Source organism: Tsuneonella mangrovi, from assembly GCF_002269345.1.
Lineage (GTDB): Bacteria > Pseudomonadota > Alphaproteobacteria > Sphingomonadales > Sphingomonadaceae > Tsuneonella > Tsuneonella mangrovi.
On sequence record NZ_CP022889.1, the window covers coordinates 1,166,679 to 1,181,747 of the forward strand.

At 65.0% G+C, this 15,069-nt stretch carries 17 protein-coding genes and 1 tRNA gene; 1 reads left to right on the forward strand and 17 read right to left on the reverse strand.

Features of this window, described 5'->3' with window-relative positions:
• Positions 1 to 66: 66 nt before the first annotated feature.
• The 9 genes from CJO11_RS05780 to CJO11_RS05815 form a co-directional block, all read right to left on the reverse strand.
• Positions 67 to 708, reverse strand: a complete 642-nt coding sequence (locus CJO11_RS05780; RefSeq protein ID WP_240504583.1) for a tetratricopeptide repeat protein — start codon at positions 706 to 708, stop codon at positions 67 to 69.
• Positions 705 to 1,148, reverse strand: coding sequence for a cytochrome c-type biogenesis protein (locus tag CJO11_RS05785; RefSeq protein WP_095011866.1), 444 nt, complete (start codon positions 1,146 to 1,148; stop codon positions 705 to 707). Before CJO11_RS05785 ends, CJO11_RS05780 begins: the two co-directional genes overlap by 4 nt.
• Positions 1,145 to 1,675 (reverse strand): DsbE family thiol:disulfide interchange protein, encoded by a 531-nt coding sequence (locus tag CJO11_RS05790; RefSeq protein ID WP_095011867.1) that lies wholly within the window; start codon positions 1,673 to 1,675, stop codon positions 1,145 to 1,147. The genes CJO11_RS05785 and CJO11_RS05790 overlap by 4 nt, the downstream gene beginning before the upstream one ends.
• Positions 1,672 to 3,627 carry a heme lyase CcmF/NrfE family subunit gene (locus CJO11_RS05795; protein WP_095011868.1) on the reverse strand — a complete coding sequence of 652 codons (1,956 nt, stop codon included), beginning with the start codon at positions 3,625 to 3,627 and terminating at the stop codon, positions 1,672 to 1,674. The genes CJO11_RS05790 and CJO11_RS05795 overlap by 4 nt, the downstream gene beginning before the upstream one ends.
• A gap of 13 nt (positions 3,628 to 3,640) precedes the next feature.
• A complete protein-coding gene (gene ccmE / locus CJO11_RS05800) occupies positions 3,641 to 4,093 on the reverse strand; it encodes a cytochrome c maturation protein CcmE (RefSeq protein WP_095013239.1) in 453 nt (150 codons plus the stop codon).
• Between the two features lie 23 nt (positions 4,094 to 4,116).
• The gene (locus CJO11_RS13175) at positions 4,117 to 4,257 is read right to left on the reverse strand and encodes a heme exporter protein CcmD (protein ID WP_150124981.1); all 141 of its coding nucleotides are present in this window, start codon (positions 4,255 to 4,257) and stop codon (positions 4,117 to 4,119) included.
• A complete protein-coding gene (gene ccmC / locus CJO11_RS05805) occupies positions 4,257 to 5,003 on the reverse strand; it encodes a heme ABC transporter permease CcmC (protein WP_095011869.1) in 747 nt (248 codons plus the stop codon). Before ccmC ends, CJO11_RS13175 begins: the two co-directional genes overlap by 1 nt.
• Before the next feature lie 87 nt (positions 5,004 to 5,090).
• Positions 5,091 to 6,152 carry a Leu/Phe/Val dehydrogenase gene (locus tag CJO11_RS05810; RefSeq protein ID WP_095011870.1) on the reverse strand — a complete coding sequence of 354 codons (1,062 nt, stop codon included), beginning with the start codon at positions 6,150 to 6,152 and terminating at the stop codon, positions 5,091 to 5,093.
• A gap of 48 nt (positions 6,153 to 6,200) precedes the next feature.
• A tRNA-His gene (locus CJO11_RS05815) sits at positions 6,201 to 6,277 on the reverse strand.
• A 324-nt stretch (positions 6,278 to 6,601) separates the two neighbouring features.
• On the opposite strand from CJO11_RS05815, the gene CJO11_RS05820 reads away from it, so the two are divergent.
• Positions 6,602 to 6,919, forward strand: a complete 318-nt coding sequence (locus tag CJO11_RS05820) for a TraR/DksA family transcriptional regulator (RefSeq protein ID WP_095011871.1) — start codon at positions 6,602 to 6,604, stop codon at positions 6,917 to 6,919.
• An 86-nt stretch (positions 6,920 to 7,005) separates the two neighbouring features.
• On the opposite strand, the gene rpmE is transcribed toward CJO11_RS05820, so the two are convergent.
• From rpmE to uppS, 8 genes are all read right to left on the reverse strand, one after another.
• A complete protein-coding gene (rpmE, locus tag CJO11_RS05825) occupies positions 7,006 to 7,230 on the reverse strand; it encodes a 50S ribosomal protein L31 (protein WP_095011872.1) in 225 nt (74 codons plus the stop codon).
• A 106-nt stretch (positions 7,231 to 7,336) separates the two neighbouring features.
• The gene (gene fabZ, locus CJO11_RS05830; protein ID WP_095011873.1) at positions 7,337 to 7,792 is read right to left on the reverse strand and encodes a 3-hydroxyacyl-ACP dehydratase FabZ; all 456 of its coding nucleotides are present in this window, start codon (positions 7,790 to 7,792) and stop codon (positions 7,337 to 7,339) included.
• Positions 7,793 to 7,817: 25 nt separating this feature from the next.
• The gene (locus CJO11_RS05835; RefSeq protein ID WP_095011874.1) at positions 7,818 to 8,510 is read right to left on the reverse strand and encodes an OmpH family outer membrane protein; all 693 of its coding nucleotides are present in this window, start codon (positions 8,508 to 8,510) and stop codon (positions 7,818 to 7,820) included.
• Positions 8,510 to 11,221 carry an outer membrane protein assembly factor BamA gene (gene bamA, locus CJO11_RS05840; protein WP_095011875.1) on the reverse strand — a complete coding sequence of 904 codons (2,712 nt, stop codon included), beginning with the start codon at positions 11,219 to 11,221 and terminating at the stop codon, positions 8,510 to 8,512. Before bamA ends, CJO11_RS05835 begins: the two co-directional genes overlap by 1 nt.
• Before the next feature lie 170 nt (positions 11,222 to 11,391).
• Positions 11,392 to 12,525 (reverse strand): RIP metalloprotease RseP, encoded by a 1,134-nt coding sequence (gene rseP / locus CJO11_RS05845; RefSeq protein WP_095011876.1) that lies wholly within the window; start codon positions 12,523 to 12,525, stop codon positions 11,392 to 11,394.
• Position 12,526: 1 nt separating this feature from the next.
• The gene (locus CJO11_RS05850) at positions 12,527 to 13,693 is read right to left on the reverse strand and encodes a 1-deoxy-D-xylulose-5-phosphate reductoisomerase (protein WP_095011877.1); all 1,167 of its coding nucleotides are present in this window, start codon (positions 13,691 to 13,693) and stop codon (positions 12,527 to 12,529) included.
• Complete coding sequence (locus tag CJO11_RS05855) at positions 13,690 to 14,388, reverse strand: phosphatidate cytidylyltransferase (RefSeq protein WP_095011878.1); 699 nt, start codon at positions 14,386 to 14,388, stop codon at positions 13,690 to 13,692. The genes CJO11_RS05850 and CJO11_RS05855 overlap by 4 nt, the downstream gene beginning before the upstream one ends.
• A complete protein-coding gene (gene uppS, locus CJO11_RS05860) occupies positions 14,375 to 15,061 on the reverse strand; it encodes a polyprenyl diphosphate synthase (protein WP_095011879.1) in 687 nt (228 codons plus the stop codon). Before uppS ends, CJO11_RS05855 begins: the two co-directional genes overlap by 14 nt.
• Between the last annotated feature and the right edge of the window lie 8 nt (positions 15,062 to 15,069).

Consider the following 15,069-nt stretch of genomic DNA (forward strand, 5'->3'; position numbering starts at 1 on the left):
CGCGCGCGCTTAGCACTGCGCAGCGCACCCCGCAACGGGCGTCCCGCGAGGGGGCGGGTCGGGGTGTCACTGGCGCGAAGCCCCTGCGCGCAACCGCGCGATCAGCATATCCAGCGCCTCGACCCGGTCTGCCAGCATCGGTCGCCACGGGGCATCGGCCGGGGCGTTCTTGAGCATCTCGGCCCACAGGCCGCGCGCCTTGTCGAGCTGGCCGGTGCGAATGAGCGCGACCCCGAGGAAAAATCCCGGTCCTGGATTGTCCGGCGCGAGCGTCTGCGCGCGCTTGTAGGCGTAAAGCGCCGCCGGGGTCACCTTGCCCTCGGCCTGTTCGACCAGCGCGTTGGCCAGCGCCAGCCACGCCTCGACGTCGTTGGGATCCTTATCTACTCCCGCGCGCAGGATCCCGGCAGCATCAGCAAACTGGCCGCGCCGGGCGAACCCGTCGGCCATCGTGACGTAGCTGCTCGGCGGCACGGGCCCGAACAGTTCGCGGCGCCCTTCGACCATCGCGGTCCCGGTCTTGGTTTCGTTGGTGGTTGCGGGTCTTGGCGAACCCGCAAGGCCGGGAGAGCCCTGGTGCGCGTAGCCCGCCAACCCGAACACCAGCGCAGCGGCAAACAGCGTCCAGCCCCCGCGCGGCAGCCGCAGGACAAGCACCGCCACTGCGAAGGCCAGCACGGCAAGCGCGACGATCGGCAGGTAGCTCACGACCGCTTGCCCCCCAGCCGCCGCCACAAGACCGCGCCGACGATCAACAGCAGCAGCAGCGGCCCGGCGAACAGCGGCCAGGTCGTGCGGCTGATTTCGGGCTTGTAGCTGACATAGTCGCCGTAGCGGTCCATCAGCCAGCGGCGGATCTGCTCGGGGCTTTCGCCCGCTGCAATCCGGGTGCGGACTTCGCTGCGCATATCGCCCGCGATCGGCGCATCCGAATCGGCGATCGACTGGCTTTGGCACATCAGGCAGCGCAGCGTTTCCATCAACGCCTGCGCCTTGGCCTCCTGCGCCGGATCGGGCAGCTGGCGATAGGCATAGGGAGCGGGCGGGACATCGTCCTGCGCGCGCAGCGGGTTCGCGAACACAAGGCCGCAGGCAGCAACGGCGAGGATCGCCGAAACCAACAGTCGCTGCCACGCGGAACGGATCATGCTCCCGCCTCCTCCAGCTTTTCCAGCAACAGCGGGATCGTTTCGGGCCGCACGTCGCCGATCAACTGGTAGCGGATCACGCCGTTGCCATCGATCACGAAGGTTTCGGGCACCCCGGAGCTGCCGATCGACAGCTGGACCTTGCTGAGGTCGTCGCTCCCGATGCGGGTATAGGGGTTGCCGTACTGGGCGAGGAACGCGGCGACCTGGTCGGGCTTGTCGCGGATCGCGATGCTGTCGATCGTCACCCCCATCGCCTTGAGCTTCGCCAGCTGTGCCGCCTCGGCAGCGCAGGGCACGCACCAGCTGGCCCAGAAATTGAGCAGCTTGGGTTTGCCGTCCTTCAAGTCCGCCAGCGACAGGCCGGGGCGATCCTTGGTTGCAGGCGGCAGGCTGAACGGCGGCACCGGCTTGCCGATCATCGTCGAATGCACGTCGTTGTCCTGCGGCTGGGTCAGCTGCCACGCAGCCACACCGACAAACGCGAGGAACACTGCCAGCGGGAGGAAATAACGCCATTGCTTCATGTCGCTGCGTCCGCCTTGCGCTCGGCGATCCGTCGCTGTGCCGAACGGCGGCGCAGGTCGGTGGCGACCCGCCCGACCAGTGCCAGCGCGCCGCCCAGCGCCACCAGCAGTCCGCCAAGCCAGATCAGCGGCACGAACGGCTTCCACCACAGCCGCAGCTGCCAGCGCCCTTGCCCGGCCTCTTTACCGATCACTGCGTAGAGCTGCCCGTTCCAGCGGGTGACCAGCGCGCTTTCAGTGGTTTCCTGCGGCGGGGCCCAGAAAGTGCGGGCTTGCGGGGTGACGACGATCGGCGCCCCGCCATCATAGCGTGCAGACATCACCCCTTCGAGAGCAGTCCAGTTGGGCCCGGCGATCGGATCGACCCGCTCGAGCGTGATCTTCCACGGTCCCACCTGTGTCGTTTCGCCGACGTTGACCGCCGCGAGCTTTTCCTGGTTGAAAGCGCTTTCGCTGGCCATCCCGAGCAGCGCGACCGCGATCCCGAAATGCGCAACGACCATGCCCCAGGTCGCCAGCGGCAGCAGCCGCAGGCTGCGCCCCTTGAGCGGCAGGACGCTCGCCACCAGCAGCGCTGCGCCGAACACCAGCCCGAGCGACGGCAGCAGCCCTGCCCCGGCCAGCAGCAGAACCGCGACTGCCGCCGCCAGCGCGACCGTGCCGATCACCGCCAGCTGCCAGCGGACCCGGCCCAGCCGGTCGCTTCGCCAACGCAGCAGCGGCCCGACCGCCATCACCACAAGCATCGGCAACGCGAAGATCGCCGAAACCGGATCGAAGTAGGGCGGGCCGACCGAAACCCGCACGCCCATCGCTTCGGTCAGCAATGGGTAGAGCGTGCCAAGCAGGACAACGCCGAGGATCGCCGAGAGCATCACGTTGTTGACCACCAGCGCACCTTCGCGGCTGACCAGCGCAAACCGCTGGCCTTCGCTGACGCTGCCCGCGCGCAAGGCGAACACCAGCAGCGCGCCGCCGATGTAGATCGCCAGCAGCGCGAGGATGAAAGTGCCGCGTTCGGGATCGACCGCGAACGCATGGACACTGGTGAGGATGCCCGAACGCACCAAGAACGTGCCGATCATGCTCATCGAGAAGGCGATCACGCCGAGCATGATGGTCCAGGCACGCAGGGCATCGCGTGCCGCGAGCACGCTCGCCGAATGGAGCAGCGCGGTCGCCGCGAGCCACGGCATCAGCGAGGCGTTCTCGACCGGGTCCCAGAACCACCAGCCGCCCCAGCCGAGTTCGTAATAGGCCCAGTAGGAGCCGGCGGTGATGCCCACGGTCAGGAATATCCACGCCCCCAGCACCCACGGGCGCATCGCGCGGGCAAAGGCCGGGGTCACTTCGCGGGTCAGCAATGCCCCGACCGCAAAGCTGAACGCCACCGACAGCCCGACGTAACCGAAATAAAGCGTCGGCGGATGGAACGCGAGGCCGATGTCCTGCAGCAGCGGGTTGAGCCCGAGGCCTTCAAGCGCGGGCGGGTTGAGCCGCTCGAACGGGTTCGAGCTGAACAGCAGGAAGGCGTAGAAGCCGAGCCCGACGAATGCCTGCGCAGCGAGCGTCGCGCGCATCGTGCGCTCGGGCAAGCGCCGCTCGATCAGCGCGATCAGTGCCCCGGCGATCGACATCACCGTGACCCACAGCAGCATCGATCCTTCGTGGTTGCCCCATGCGGCAGCGACCTTGAACAGCATCGGCTTCATCGAGTGTGAATTTTCCGCGACCAGCTTCACCGACAGGTCGGTGCGGGCAAACAGCCATAGCAGCATCGTGAACGCGAACACGCACAATATGCCCTGGACCACCGCCGCCGGGCGAACCACGCTGCCGAGGTCGCTATCGTCGCCGGCCTCGGTACGCAGCGACAGCGCGCCGGCTGCCAGCTGCAGCCCCGCCAGCGCCGCCGCCAGCCACAAAGCCGCAAGGCCGAGTTCGGCAATCACAGGGCGCAAGACCTCATTTGGTAGTGTCTTCGACCACGGCCTGCTTTTGCGCCGCGGTCATGTCCTGCAATTCGCGCGGGACGTAGTTCTCGTCGTGCTTGGCGAGCAAAGTATCGGCCTTGAACACGCCGTTGGCCTGCATCCGCCCGTCCGCCACGACGCCCGAACCTTCCTTGAACAGGTCGGGCACGATGCCGCTGTATTCCACCGGTACACGGGCCTTGCCATCGCCCACCACGAAATCGATCGTCACGCCGTCGGGCCTGGTGACGACCGACCCTTGCTCGACCATCCCGCCCAGCCGGACCGCGCGGCCCGGGGCCGGCGGATCGGAGACCAGCTGGCTCGGCACGTAGAACAGGCTCGCCTCGCCGCGCAGCGCCCAGGTGGCGATCAGCGATGCTGCGATCAGCACGACAACCGCAATCACGACCAGCGCCAGGCGCTGGTGCTTGGGTTGGTGCATCGAATGGGATGTGGTGTCGTCGCTCACTTGCGCCGTATCTCCTCGCGCCGCCGTTCGGCCCGGCGCATCGCACGCCAGCTGAGCCAAACAAGCAGCAATGTCGCCCCAACCGCCACCGCGTAGGCAGCGATCACGAAAGGCCAGGGGTCGAGTCCCGCGCGCATCAAGCCTCCCCTTGCGCCGGTGCGCGTTCGCTGTCGAGAGCCTTGCGCCGCAGCCGCGCCTCGGCCTGGGCATCGGCCAGCAACGTACGCATCCGCATCAGCACGATCGCTCCGAAAATCAGCGAAAATCCCAGCGTCGAGACCAGCAGCGGCCACATGAACACCGGCGCCATGGCGGAACTGCCCATGCTGAGGCTCGGCGGCTGGTGGATCGAATACCACCAGATTACCGAGTAGTGGATCACCGGGATGTTGACGATGCCGACGATGCCGAAAATTGCCGGGATCCGGCTCGAAACGCCTTCGCGCGCGGTCGCCTCGGCCAATGCGATATACCCGAAATAGAGGAACAGCAGCACCAGCATCGACGTCAAGCGCCCGTCCCACACCCACCAGGTGCCCCACGCCGGGCGGCCCCAGAGCGATCCGGTGATCAGGCACACGGCGGTAAACACCGCGCCTGGCACCGCCGCCGCGCGGCCTGCGATTGCCGCGAGCGGGTGCCGCCAGACGATCTCCGAAATGCTCGCCGCCGCGATCACCGTCCATCCACCCATGCCCAGCCATGCAGTCGGGACGTGGATAAACAGGATCCGCACGGTCTGGCCCTGCAGCTGCTCGGCAGGAGCGTAGAACAGGCCGAAGACGAGCGCCCCGCCCGCGATCAGCAACCCGAACACCAGCAGCACCGGAGTCAGCGGCCGGGCGATCGACAGGAAACGCGTGGGATTGGCAAAGCCGTGCATCGAAAGCGGTATATTCCTCGGACGGGTTCGCTTTGGCAGGACCGGCGGCGCGCCACAAGGGGGACGTTTGTCCCTCCTGGCCAAAGCCTAGCGGCCGATGCGTTCCTGCGCCATGCGATCGGCCACGACATCCGACGGGGTGCCGCTTGCTTCGCTCTCGTTCCAGATCCGCTTCAGGCGCTCGGGAATGCGGGCAACCAGCGCATCGACTTCGGATACGTCGGTGTGCTTGCCTTCGACCCGTGCGAAATATTCGGTGGCGACCGAGATGATTCCGCCGGCGTTGATCACGTAGTCGGGCGCATAGAGAATGCCGCGTTCGGCCAGCAGCGCTCCGTGATGCGCACGCGCGAGCTGGTTGTTGGCACCGCCTGCCACGATCGCGCAATTGAGCGCCGGAATGGTCCGATCGTCCAGGATCGCACCCAACGCATTGGGGCTGAGCACATCGCATTCGGTGGTCAGGATCGTGTCGGGCGCAACCGCCTCGGCGCCAATCTGTTCGGCCAGCGCCCTGGCCCGCGCGGCATCGACATCGGCGAGGACCAGCTTGGCACCGTCTTTCGCCAGCAGCCGGGCAACCCCGCCACCAACCGAGCCGGTGCCCTGGATCGCCACGCGCACCCCGGCCATCGAATCGGTGCCGAGCTTGTGCACCACGGCCGCCTTGATCCCGAGGTAAATGCCCATCGCGGTAAACGGGCCCGGATCGCCGCCCGCCTTGCCGTCGCTCGACGGCAGGCCGGATACGAACGACGTCCGCTGGCTGACCGCGACCATGTCGGCTTCGGTGATGCCGACATCCTCGGCGGTGACGTAGCGCCCGCCGAGCGCATCCACCGCATCGCCGAACGCGGCCATCAGTTCAGGCGTCTTGGTGCGGTTTTCGTCGGCCAGGATCACCGCCTTGCCGCCGCCCATCGGCAGGCCCGCCATCGCGTTCTTGTAGCTCATCCCGCGGCTGAGGCGCAGCGCGTCGCGCATCGCCGCCTTGGGCTCGCCATAGTGCCAGAAGCGGGTGCCGCCGCCAGCCGGGCCAAGATGGGTCGAATGGAGCGCAATAATCGCGGTAAGGCCCGATTTCCGGTCATGCACGAGCTGGACCAGCTCGTGATCGTCGAAGTCGGGTTCGGTCCAGAAAGCCGTCATGTCGTGCCCCGCTATGCGCTGGTGTAGTGTCGGCACAAACGGGGGAAATGGGGCGATCGAGGGGTCTCGAACCCCCGACCTCCGGTACCACAAACCGGCGCTCTAACCAACTGAGCTACGATCGCCACATGCCCCGGTGCATGCCGTAAGGCGGGGCACTTAGTGCCGCACGCGCACCCGTCAAGCGGGTTCCGGCACGGGCGAGCGCCTGTTGCATAGCGTAGGCGGATTGGGAAGCGAAAACTGCGCGAGGAAGTGTCACACGCAAGAATGTTTCGCGCCGCTTGCAAGCCCAAGGCAGCAGAATCGCGCCCCGATCGCGAGTCTGTTGCGAGCAAACGATACCTGCGATTGCCTGCATCGGCCCCTCCGCCTGCGAATTTGCGATTGATCAAGGTAAGTGCAAGCGACACTCCCTATTCTTCGATCCAAAGCTTGGGGAGATAGCGATGGACAATTTCGACGACCTGCGTGAGCAACTCGAGGCCCGATTGGCCGAATTGCTCGAACGCGCAGACGAGATCGAGGACGACTTGCGACATCCGCTTGAGGCCGATTCGGCAGACCAGGCCATCGACCTCGAAGACGACGATGCGCTGGCAGGTACCGACGATGTGCTGCGCAACGAGATCACGCAAATACGCGCCGCCATGAGTCGCATCGCCAATGGCAGCTACGGCTTCTGTGCAGTGTGCGGAAAGCCGATCGATCGCAAGCGGCTGGAAGCACGCCCGATCGCAACGCGGTGCATCGAGCACGCCCGGTAGGAAGAGCGAAGCCGGAACCGAAAAGGGCGGCCCCGTCGGACCGCCCTCCTCCTGCGACCCGAAGGCCGCAAAGCTCGCAAATTGCGTTACTTCTTGAGGCTGAGCCCGCCGAAACGCTTGTTGAACGCTGCCACGCGGCCGCCTTCCTGGATCTGCTGCTTGCCGCCGGTCCACGCCGGGTGGCTGGTCGGGTCGATGTCGAGCGTGAGCGTGTCACCCTCGGCGCCCCAGGTCGAGCGGGTCTGGAATTCGGTCCCGTCGGTCATCTTGACGGTGATCGTGTGGTAATCGGGATGGGTATCGGCCTTCATGGCATAAGTCCTTGCTAGCTAGTGTCCGGTTCCGACCGGACGTGCTGTGTGCGGGAAAGGCGCGCGCCTAGCGGGGCAGGCGGCGATTTGCAAGCGGTTTGCGCCCCTAGGCGGGCGGGTCGGCGATCATCGCGGTAAATTCGCACTCGCAGGTGGTCTTGCCCTCGACGCTGGCGACACCCTTGAACTTGTAGACCCGGCTACGCTTCTGGAGGAACGACACGTTGAGGTCGAGCAGGCAGCCCGGCTCCACCGGCGCGCGGAACTTGGCGCCGTCTATGCCCATGAAATAGACCAGCTTTCCTGTCCCGGCGAGTTCGAGCGTTTCGATCCCGAGAATCGCCGCAGCCTGCGCCAGCGCCTCGATCTGGAGTACACCCGGCATGATCGGACGGCCCGGGAAATGACCCTGGAAAAATTCCTCGTTGAAGCTGACCGCCTTGACCGCGTGGATCTCCTCGCCGAGCGTCAGCGAGCGGACGCGATCGACCAGCAGCAGGGGGTAGCGGTGGGGCAGCGCGGCAAGCACGCGACGGATGTCGAACGCGGTTTCATTGCTCATTGCGCTGCCCCCGGCTTTCCTTGTCTCAGCGACCGCCGGACGCTTGCGGCTGGTTCTGCGCTGCGGTGGCGGCAGCCTGCGCTTGCGCCTGCTGCTCCTGCTGCTGGCGCACTTCGCGCGGCACCCAGCCCTGCGGCGGGACGAGCTGCGCGGTCGGCAGCATGCTGTTGAGCGAGCTCAGCACATCTGCGGTGATGTTGTAGGCACCCTCGGCGTACACTACCGCACCCTGAGACGCGTCGAGGATCAGCGAGACGCCCTTGGCCTGCGCGGCAGCTTTGACCGCATCGTCGAGCTTGTCTTCGATCTGTTCGGTCACGTAGGCGCGGCTAAGGGCGATCGGCTGCATGATCCGTTGCAGTTCCTGCTTGCCGGATTCGTTGATCTGCTGGATCGTCTGCGCTTCCTTGGCCAGGGCCGGATTGTTCGGGTTGGCCTTCTGGTCGGCGTTGAACTTGTCGACCAGCGGCTTGAGCTGCGCGGCGATCTGGTCGCGGCGCGTCGTCGCTTGGTCGATCTGCGCCTTGTAGGTCACTTCGCGCTGCTGCTCGGCAGTCTTGAATGCGCTGGAGTTCTGCACCACCGCCGGGAGGCTGACGATGCCGATACCCTTGACAGGCGCAGCGGCGGTCTGGGCGGCAGCCGGGGTGACTGCCATCGGAGTAGCCATGCCTGCGGCAAGGCCAAGTGCGATCAGGGACTTGGAAAAGTATTTCATCAGAATTGCGTTCCTACGTTGAAGGAAAATTCTTTGACTCGGTCGCCGGGGACCTTCCTCAGGACCTTGGCGAAATCGAGCCGGAGCGGCCCGAATGGCGAATTCCAGTTCACACCGATGCCAACGGCCACGCGCGGGCTGGCCGAATCCCCCAGGAAAACCTCCTGGAACGGAGCGATATTACTGGTGAGGGCGGTGTTGGCCGAACCGTCAGGCGCGGTTGCGCTGGTGACGATCGTCGTCGTCGTCGTACCATCAGTATTGGTCACGGTCTGGGTATAGAGCGGGTTGCCGTTGGCGTCGCGCTGCGGGAAATTGATGCCGTTGGGGTACGGGCTCGAATTGAGCACCGGCCGGCCAACGTGCCAGAGCGAGCCGACATCGAGGAAAATCGATGGCCTGAGGCCCATTTCCTTGCCGCCGCTGCCGAGCGGAATCTCGAGCTCGGCATGGCCAATGTAGTAGGCGTTGCCGCCGAGCGACTCGTCGCCAACCTGGTTGCGGTCGGTGATGACGGTGGTGCCGCCATTGCCGTCGCTGATAATCGGTTCGCGCAACACGCGCGGGCCGACACCGCGGATATCGAACCCGCGCAGTTGCGGCTCGCCGAGGAAGTAGCGATCGGTCAGGTTAACGAAGCCGCCGTTGTTGAGGCCGCGGATCGCGCCACCTTCTCCACGCAACGAGAACACGAAGCCCTTGCCGATCGGCCAGTAGCGCGCAACCTTGCCCGATACCCGCATGTACCGCACCGAGCCGCCAACACCCGAGAATTCACCGGTCAGCGAAGCGAGCGTGCCCATCGTCGGATGGTAGGTGCTGTCGAGGTTGTTGTACGCCAATGTTGCACCGACGATCGAACTCGTCCGGCGTCCCAATGCTTCGCACAGGTAACGCCCGGCGAGCAGCGGATCGCACTCGAAGTTCGGCGGGTTTTGCCGGTCCGAATAGTACTGGTTCGGATCCAGCGTCACATCGTCGAGGTTGAAGGTGTAGCTGCCGATCAACGACATGTACTCGGTCAACGGAACACCAACCCGCAGCGAAGCGCCGGTGGTCGACTGCGAGAACGTGGTGTTGCTGCGGTTGTAATTGAAGCTGTTGATATCCCGCCGGTAAATGCTCACGCCGGCCGAGATATTGCGATCGAACACATAGGGTTCGGTGAAACTCAGGTTCACGCTGCGCGAATACGACGACCAGTTGACCCCGATCCCCACGGTCTGGCCGCGGCCGCGGAAGTTGCGCTGCTGGACCGACGCGGCGAGAATGAATTTCTCGATCGAAGAGAACCCGGCCGAAAGCTGCAGCTGACCGGTCGGCTGCTCTTCAACATTGGCTTCTAGCAGGATCTTGTCGGGCGCACTGCCCTGCTTCTGGTTGACTTCGAAGTTTTCCTGGAAATAACCCAGCGACTTGATCCGGTTGGTCGACCGTTTGACCGCCAGCGAGTTGAACGCATCGCCTTCTGCGAGGCGGAATTCGCGGCGCACAACCTTGTCCTGCGTCAGCGTGTTGCCGTTGACGTCAACCCGCTCGACATAGACGCGCGGGGCCTCCCTGATGTTGAACGTGACGTCCATGGTCAGGTCGTCGGGGTTGCGACGAAATTGTGGTTGGACGTCGGCGAAAGCATAGCCGAACGTGCCCGCGAGGTCCGTCAGGTTGTCAACCGTATCTTCGACCTGCTTGGCGTTGTACCAGTCGCCGGAATGCATCGGCAGGTTCTTGGTCATCAATTTCGAGTCGAAATCGCGGATCTGGCTGTCGACGTTGACCTTGCCGAACTTGTAGCGCTTGCCCTCTTCCACCACGTACGTGATGATGAAGTCCTTCTTGTCCGGCGTCAGCTCGGCAACGGCGGACACCACCCGGAAATCGGCATAGCCGTTGGTCAGGTAGAACTGGCGAAGCTTCTGCTGGTCGAACGCCAGGCGATCGGGGTCGTACGTGGTGCGGCTGCTGAATATGCGGGAGAAACGCGCCTGCTTGGTCAACATCTGTCCGCGCAGCTCCCCGGCGGAAAACGCGTGGTTGCCGATGATGTTGATCTGGCGAACCTTGGACTTGGGACCTTCGTGGATGTCGAAGATCACGTCGACGCGGTTCTGGCTCAGCTTGACCATCTGCGGATCGACGGTCGCCGCGAAGCGACCTTGCCGCTTATACAGTTCGATAATGCGGGCAACGTCCGCGCGAACCTTGGACCGGGTGAAGATCTGCCGTGGAGAAAGCTTGATTTCCTTGGTGATCTTGTCGTCCTTGAGGCGCTTGTTGCCCTCCAGGATGACACGGTTGATGATCGGGTTCTCGGTCACCGTGATGGTGACGATGCCGTCGTTGTTCTGGATCGAATAGTCGCTGAACAGTTCGGTCGCAGCGAGATCCTTGAGCGCCTGGTCGGCCGCTGCGGCGGTGTAGACCTGACCCACCCGCAAACGGATGTAAGAGATAATCGTGCTCGGCTCGAGCCGTTCGGCCCCGACGACGTTGATCTGCCGGATCACGTTTGCCTGGGGCGCGGGTGCAGCCGCCGGGGCGCTAGCAACCGTCTGGCCATCGCTGCCGGCTTGCGCCGCGGCATCGGTGCCGGCGTCCTGCGCAAACGCCGGACTGGCAATGCCGCCCAGCATAGTGCCGCACATCAGCACCAGCGCCAGCTTGCGATAACCCGATCTGGCCACAGGTGCAGCCGCTTCCCGTCCACTCATTTGACGTGGAACTCCCGTCATAAAATCGTTGCGCGGTCGACCCGCTGCCAGCCGAATCCGGTTCATTCCACGAACGCGGGGCGGGCATCGCAAGCCCTCTGCCCGATTGCCGGATTTCGATCAAGCGGCGGAAACTGGCTGTGCCCCGCGCGATTCTCCAAGTCTGGCTGCTAGCGGCCGAAGATCGGCAACGTCAGCAGGTCGTTCACGGTCACGAACAGCATCAGTGCCAGCACTACCGCCACACCGGCGCGGAACGCCATTTCCTGTCCACGCGGGTTGACCGGCTTCCGGCGGATCGCTTCTGCCGCGTAGAAAGCCAGGTGCCCGCCGTCGAGAGCAGGGATTGGCAAGATGTTGATGAATGCCAAATTAAGCGAGACGAAGGCAACGAACGCCACGAACGCCTGCGGCCCGAGGCTGAGCTGTTCGCCCGACCACTTGGCCATCTTGATCGGCCCGCCGAGCTCCTCGACCGAGCGCTGTCCAACGAAGATCTGGCCGATCCCCGTAACCATCATGCGCACCATGTTGGTGCATTCGCCCCATGCAAGGCCGATCGACTGCAACGGCCCGACCGGCTTCATTACGTAGGGGCTCGATTCGATCCCCAGCAGCCCCAACTTGGCGGTGTTGCCGAATTCGTCCTTCTGTTCGAACGAACCTGTGGTGACGGGGACGCGGATGCGATCGCCGTCACGCTCGATCCCCAGCACGATATTCTCGTCGGGGTGCATGATCACGTAGTTCCTGAGAGCGGAGAAATTGGCGACCGTTCGTCCGTCGACCGATACGATCTTGTCGCCCTTCGCCACCCCTGCAGCCTTGGCCGGCGAATCGGCAGGAAATGCGACCACGACGTTGGTCTGGTCTGGTCCTCCCTGGACCGGCTGGCCATAAGCCATGAAGAACCCGGCGAAGATCGCGATTGCGACGACAAGATTGGTAAAAGGTCCCGCAGCGACGATCAGCGCGCGTTGCCACAGCGGCGTAAACTGGAACGCACCGTCGCGTTCCTCCGGCGTCATCTTCGCCAGAGTATCGTGGTCGGGAATGCTGGCCGGGTTCATGTCGCCCTTGAACTGGACGTATCCGCCAAGCGGGAGAAGCGAGAGCTTCCAGCGCGTCCCGAGCTTGTCGGTCCGCCCGAAAATCTCCCTGCCGAAGCCGATCGAAAAGGCTGTCGCCCGGACCTTGAACAGTCGCCCTACGAGGTAGTGGCCGAGCTCGTGCACGGTCACCAGCGGACCGAGCAGCAGCGCAAAGCCTACGATATAAAGCCAGAAAGGCGGATCAGCGGTCAATTCAGGCAATCTCCAGCAGTTCTCTTGCCCGCGCCCGCGCTTCACCGTCGATTGCCAGCACCTCGGCCAGCGAGGTCGGCGCAGGAGGGATCGCGCGTTCGAGGATGCGCTCCACTACTACCGCAATACGGGTGAACACAATGTTGCCGGCCAGAAACGCCGCCACCGCCGCTTCGTTGGCAGCGTTGAGCACAGCGGGGGCGGCCCCGCCTGCCTGCGCCGCTTCGCGCGCCAGCCGGGTCGCGGGAAAACGTTCCTCGTCGGGCGCAAAAAAGGTCAGTTCGCCGAGCGCCGCCAGGTCAAGCGGCGCGAGCGGAGTGTCCATCCGCTGCGGCCATGCGAGGCAGCTGGCGATCGGCACCCGCATATCGCTCGGGCCCAGCTGAGCGAGCGTCGACCCGTCGCGATACTCGACCATCGAGTGGATCACGCTCTGCGGGTGGATCACGATGCGGATCCGCTCGAGTTCCACCGGGAACAGGTGGTGCGCTTCGATCAGTTCGAGCCCCTTGTTGAACATCGTCGCCGAATCGACGCTGATCTTGGCACCCATGTCCCAATTAGGGTGCGCGATAGCCTGCGCAGGGGTAGCCGCTTCGAGTTGCTCCGCGTTCCAGGTGCGTAGCGGCCCGCCGCTGGCGGTGAGCGTAATGCGCGCAACGTCCTCGATCCGGTTGCCGTGGAGGCACTGGAAGATCGCGTTGTGCTCCGAATCGACCGGCAGCAAGGTCGCGCCATGCCGGGCGACCGCTGCAGTCATCACTCCGCCTGCGGAAACCAGCGCCTCCTTGTTGGCGAGCGCGATCGTGCCGCCTTGCTCGATCGCCGCCATTGTCGGGGCGAGCCCAGCGCAGCCGACGATCGCAGCGACCGTCAGGTCCGCCGGGCGCGCCGCAGCATCGCATAGCGCCTGCGTACCGCCAGCCGCTTCGATCCCTGAGCCGGCGAGCGCCTCGCGCAGATCGGGCAAGCAGCTTTCGTCGCCGACCACCGCGATCTCGGCGCCGAATTCTCGGGCCAGCGCGGCCAATTCGGCCACGTTGCAGTTGGCGGTCAGCGCGACGACCCGCCAGGCATCGCGGTTGCGGCGAATCAGGTCGAGCGTCGAAGCACCAACCGAGCCGGTCGCGCCAAGAATTGAGATCGAACGGCTGGCCCCGGCGCTCACAGCAGGTTCCGCGTCAGCGTGAGCACGAAAAACACCGCGATCATCCCGTCAACCCGATCGAGCACGCCGCCGTGGCCGGGGATCAGAGTGCCCGAATCCTTCACGCCCGCGCGCCGCTTCATCCAGCTTTCGAAGAAATCGCCTGCCTGCGCGATAACCGCGACCACGGCCCCCAGCGCAAGCGCGCCGAACACGGTATGCCAGCCGAAGCTGCCGATCCGGGTGACGAACCGCGCGTCCGCCCAATTGAGCGAGATCAGGATATAGACCAGCGTCGCGCCGAAAATTCCGCCCAGCAGCCCCGCCCAGGTCTTCGACGGGCTGATCTTGGGCGCGATCTTCGGGCCACCGATGGCCCGTCCAGCGAAGTACGCGCCGACATCGACCGCGATAATCGGCAGGATGAACCCGGCGGCGAAGAAAATCGGCAGGTAGAATTCGCGCAGCTGTATCATCCCCAGCGCGGCAATGCCGATGTAGAGCACGCCGAAAAACAGCCACGCGACTTCGCTGGGGCCACTTCCCGCGAAGGCTTTCGCCAACCCGTTCCATTCCCACAGCGCGGCAAGGGCAACGGCCACGACGAACGCGGTCCATACCCAGCCGCCGAGCATCAGCGCGATCCCGGCGACGGCGACCATCACTACCGCCGAGACGACCCGCGTGCCCAGGTCCGCCGGCTTACCGTCCGCCATAGCGCCGCTCCCTCCCCGAGAAGTCTTCGAGCGCCTGCTTGAGGTGCCCGGGCGTGAAATCGGGCCACAGGGTATCGACGAACATCATCTCCGCATAGGCCGATTGCCACAACAGGAAGTTGGACAGACGCACTTCACCGCTGGTGCGGATCAGCAGGTCGAGCGGGGGCAGTTCAGCGGTATCGAGGTGCGCTGCAATGGTATCGGTGGTCACTTCGCCTTCCGCCGCTGCCTTGGCGGCAGCCCGCGCGATTTCCTGCTGCGAGCCGTAGTTGAGCGCGACTGCCAGCGTGCGCGAACCGCCCGCGGTCCGCTCCAGCGCGTCCTCGAGCATCTCGACGATATCGGGCGCGAGCCCGCGCCAATTACCGAGGATATGCAATTTCACGCCGTTGGCGATGAATTCGGGCAAGTCCGACTTCACGAACTTGCGCATCAGGTTCATCAGGTCGCCGACCTCGTCTTCGGGCCGCTTCCAGTTTTCCGAACTGAACGCGTAGAGCGTGAGGCACTCGATCGAGGTTTCATTGAGCGAACGCACCAGCTCGCGCACCGCCTCGACCCCGCGCTGGTGGCCGATCGCGCGCGGCAGGTGCCGCCGCTTCGCCCAGCGTCCGTTGCCATCCATGATGATGGCGACGTGGCGCGCGCGGGGTGTCTCGTCAGGCTGCATCGGCTGCG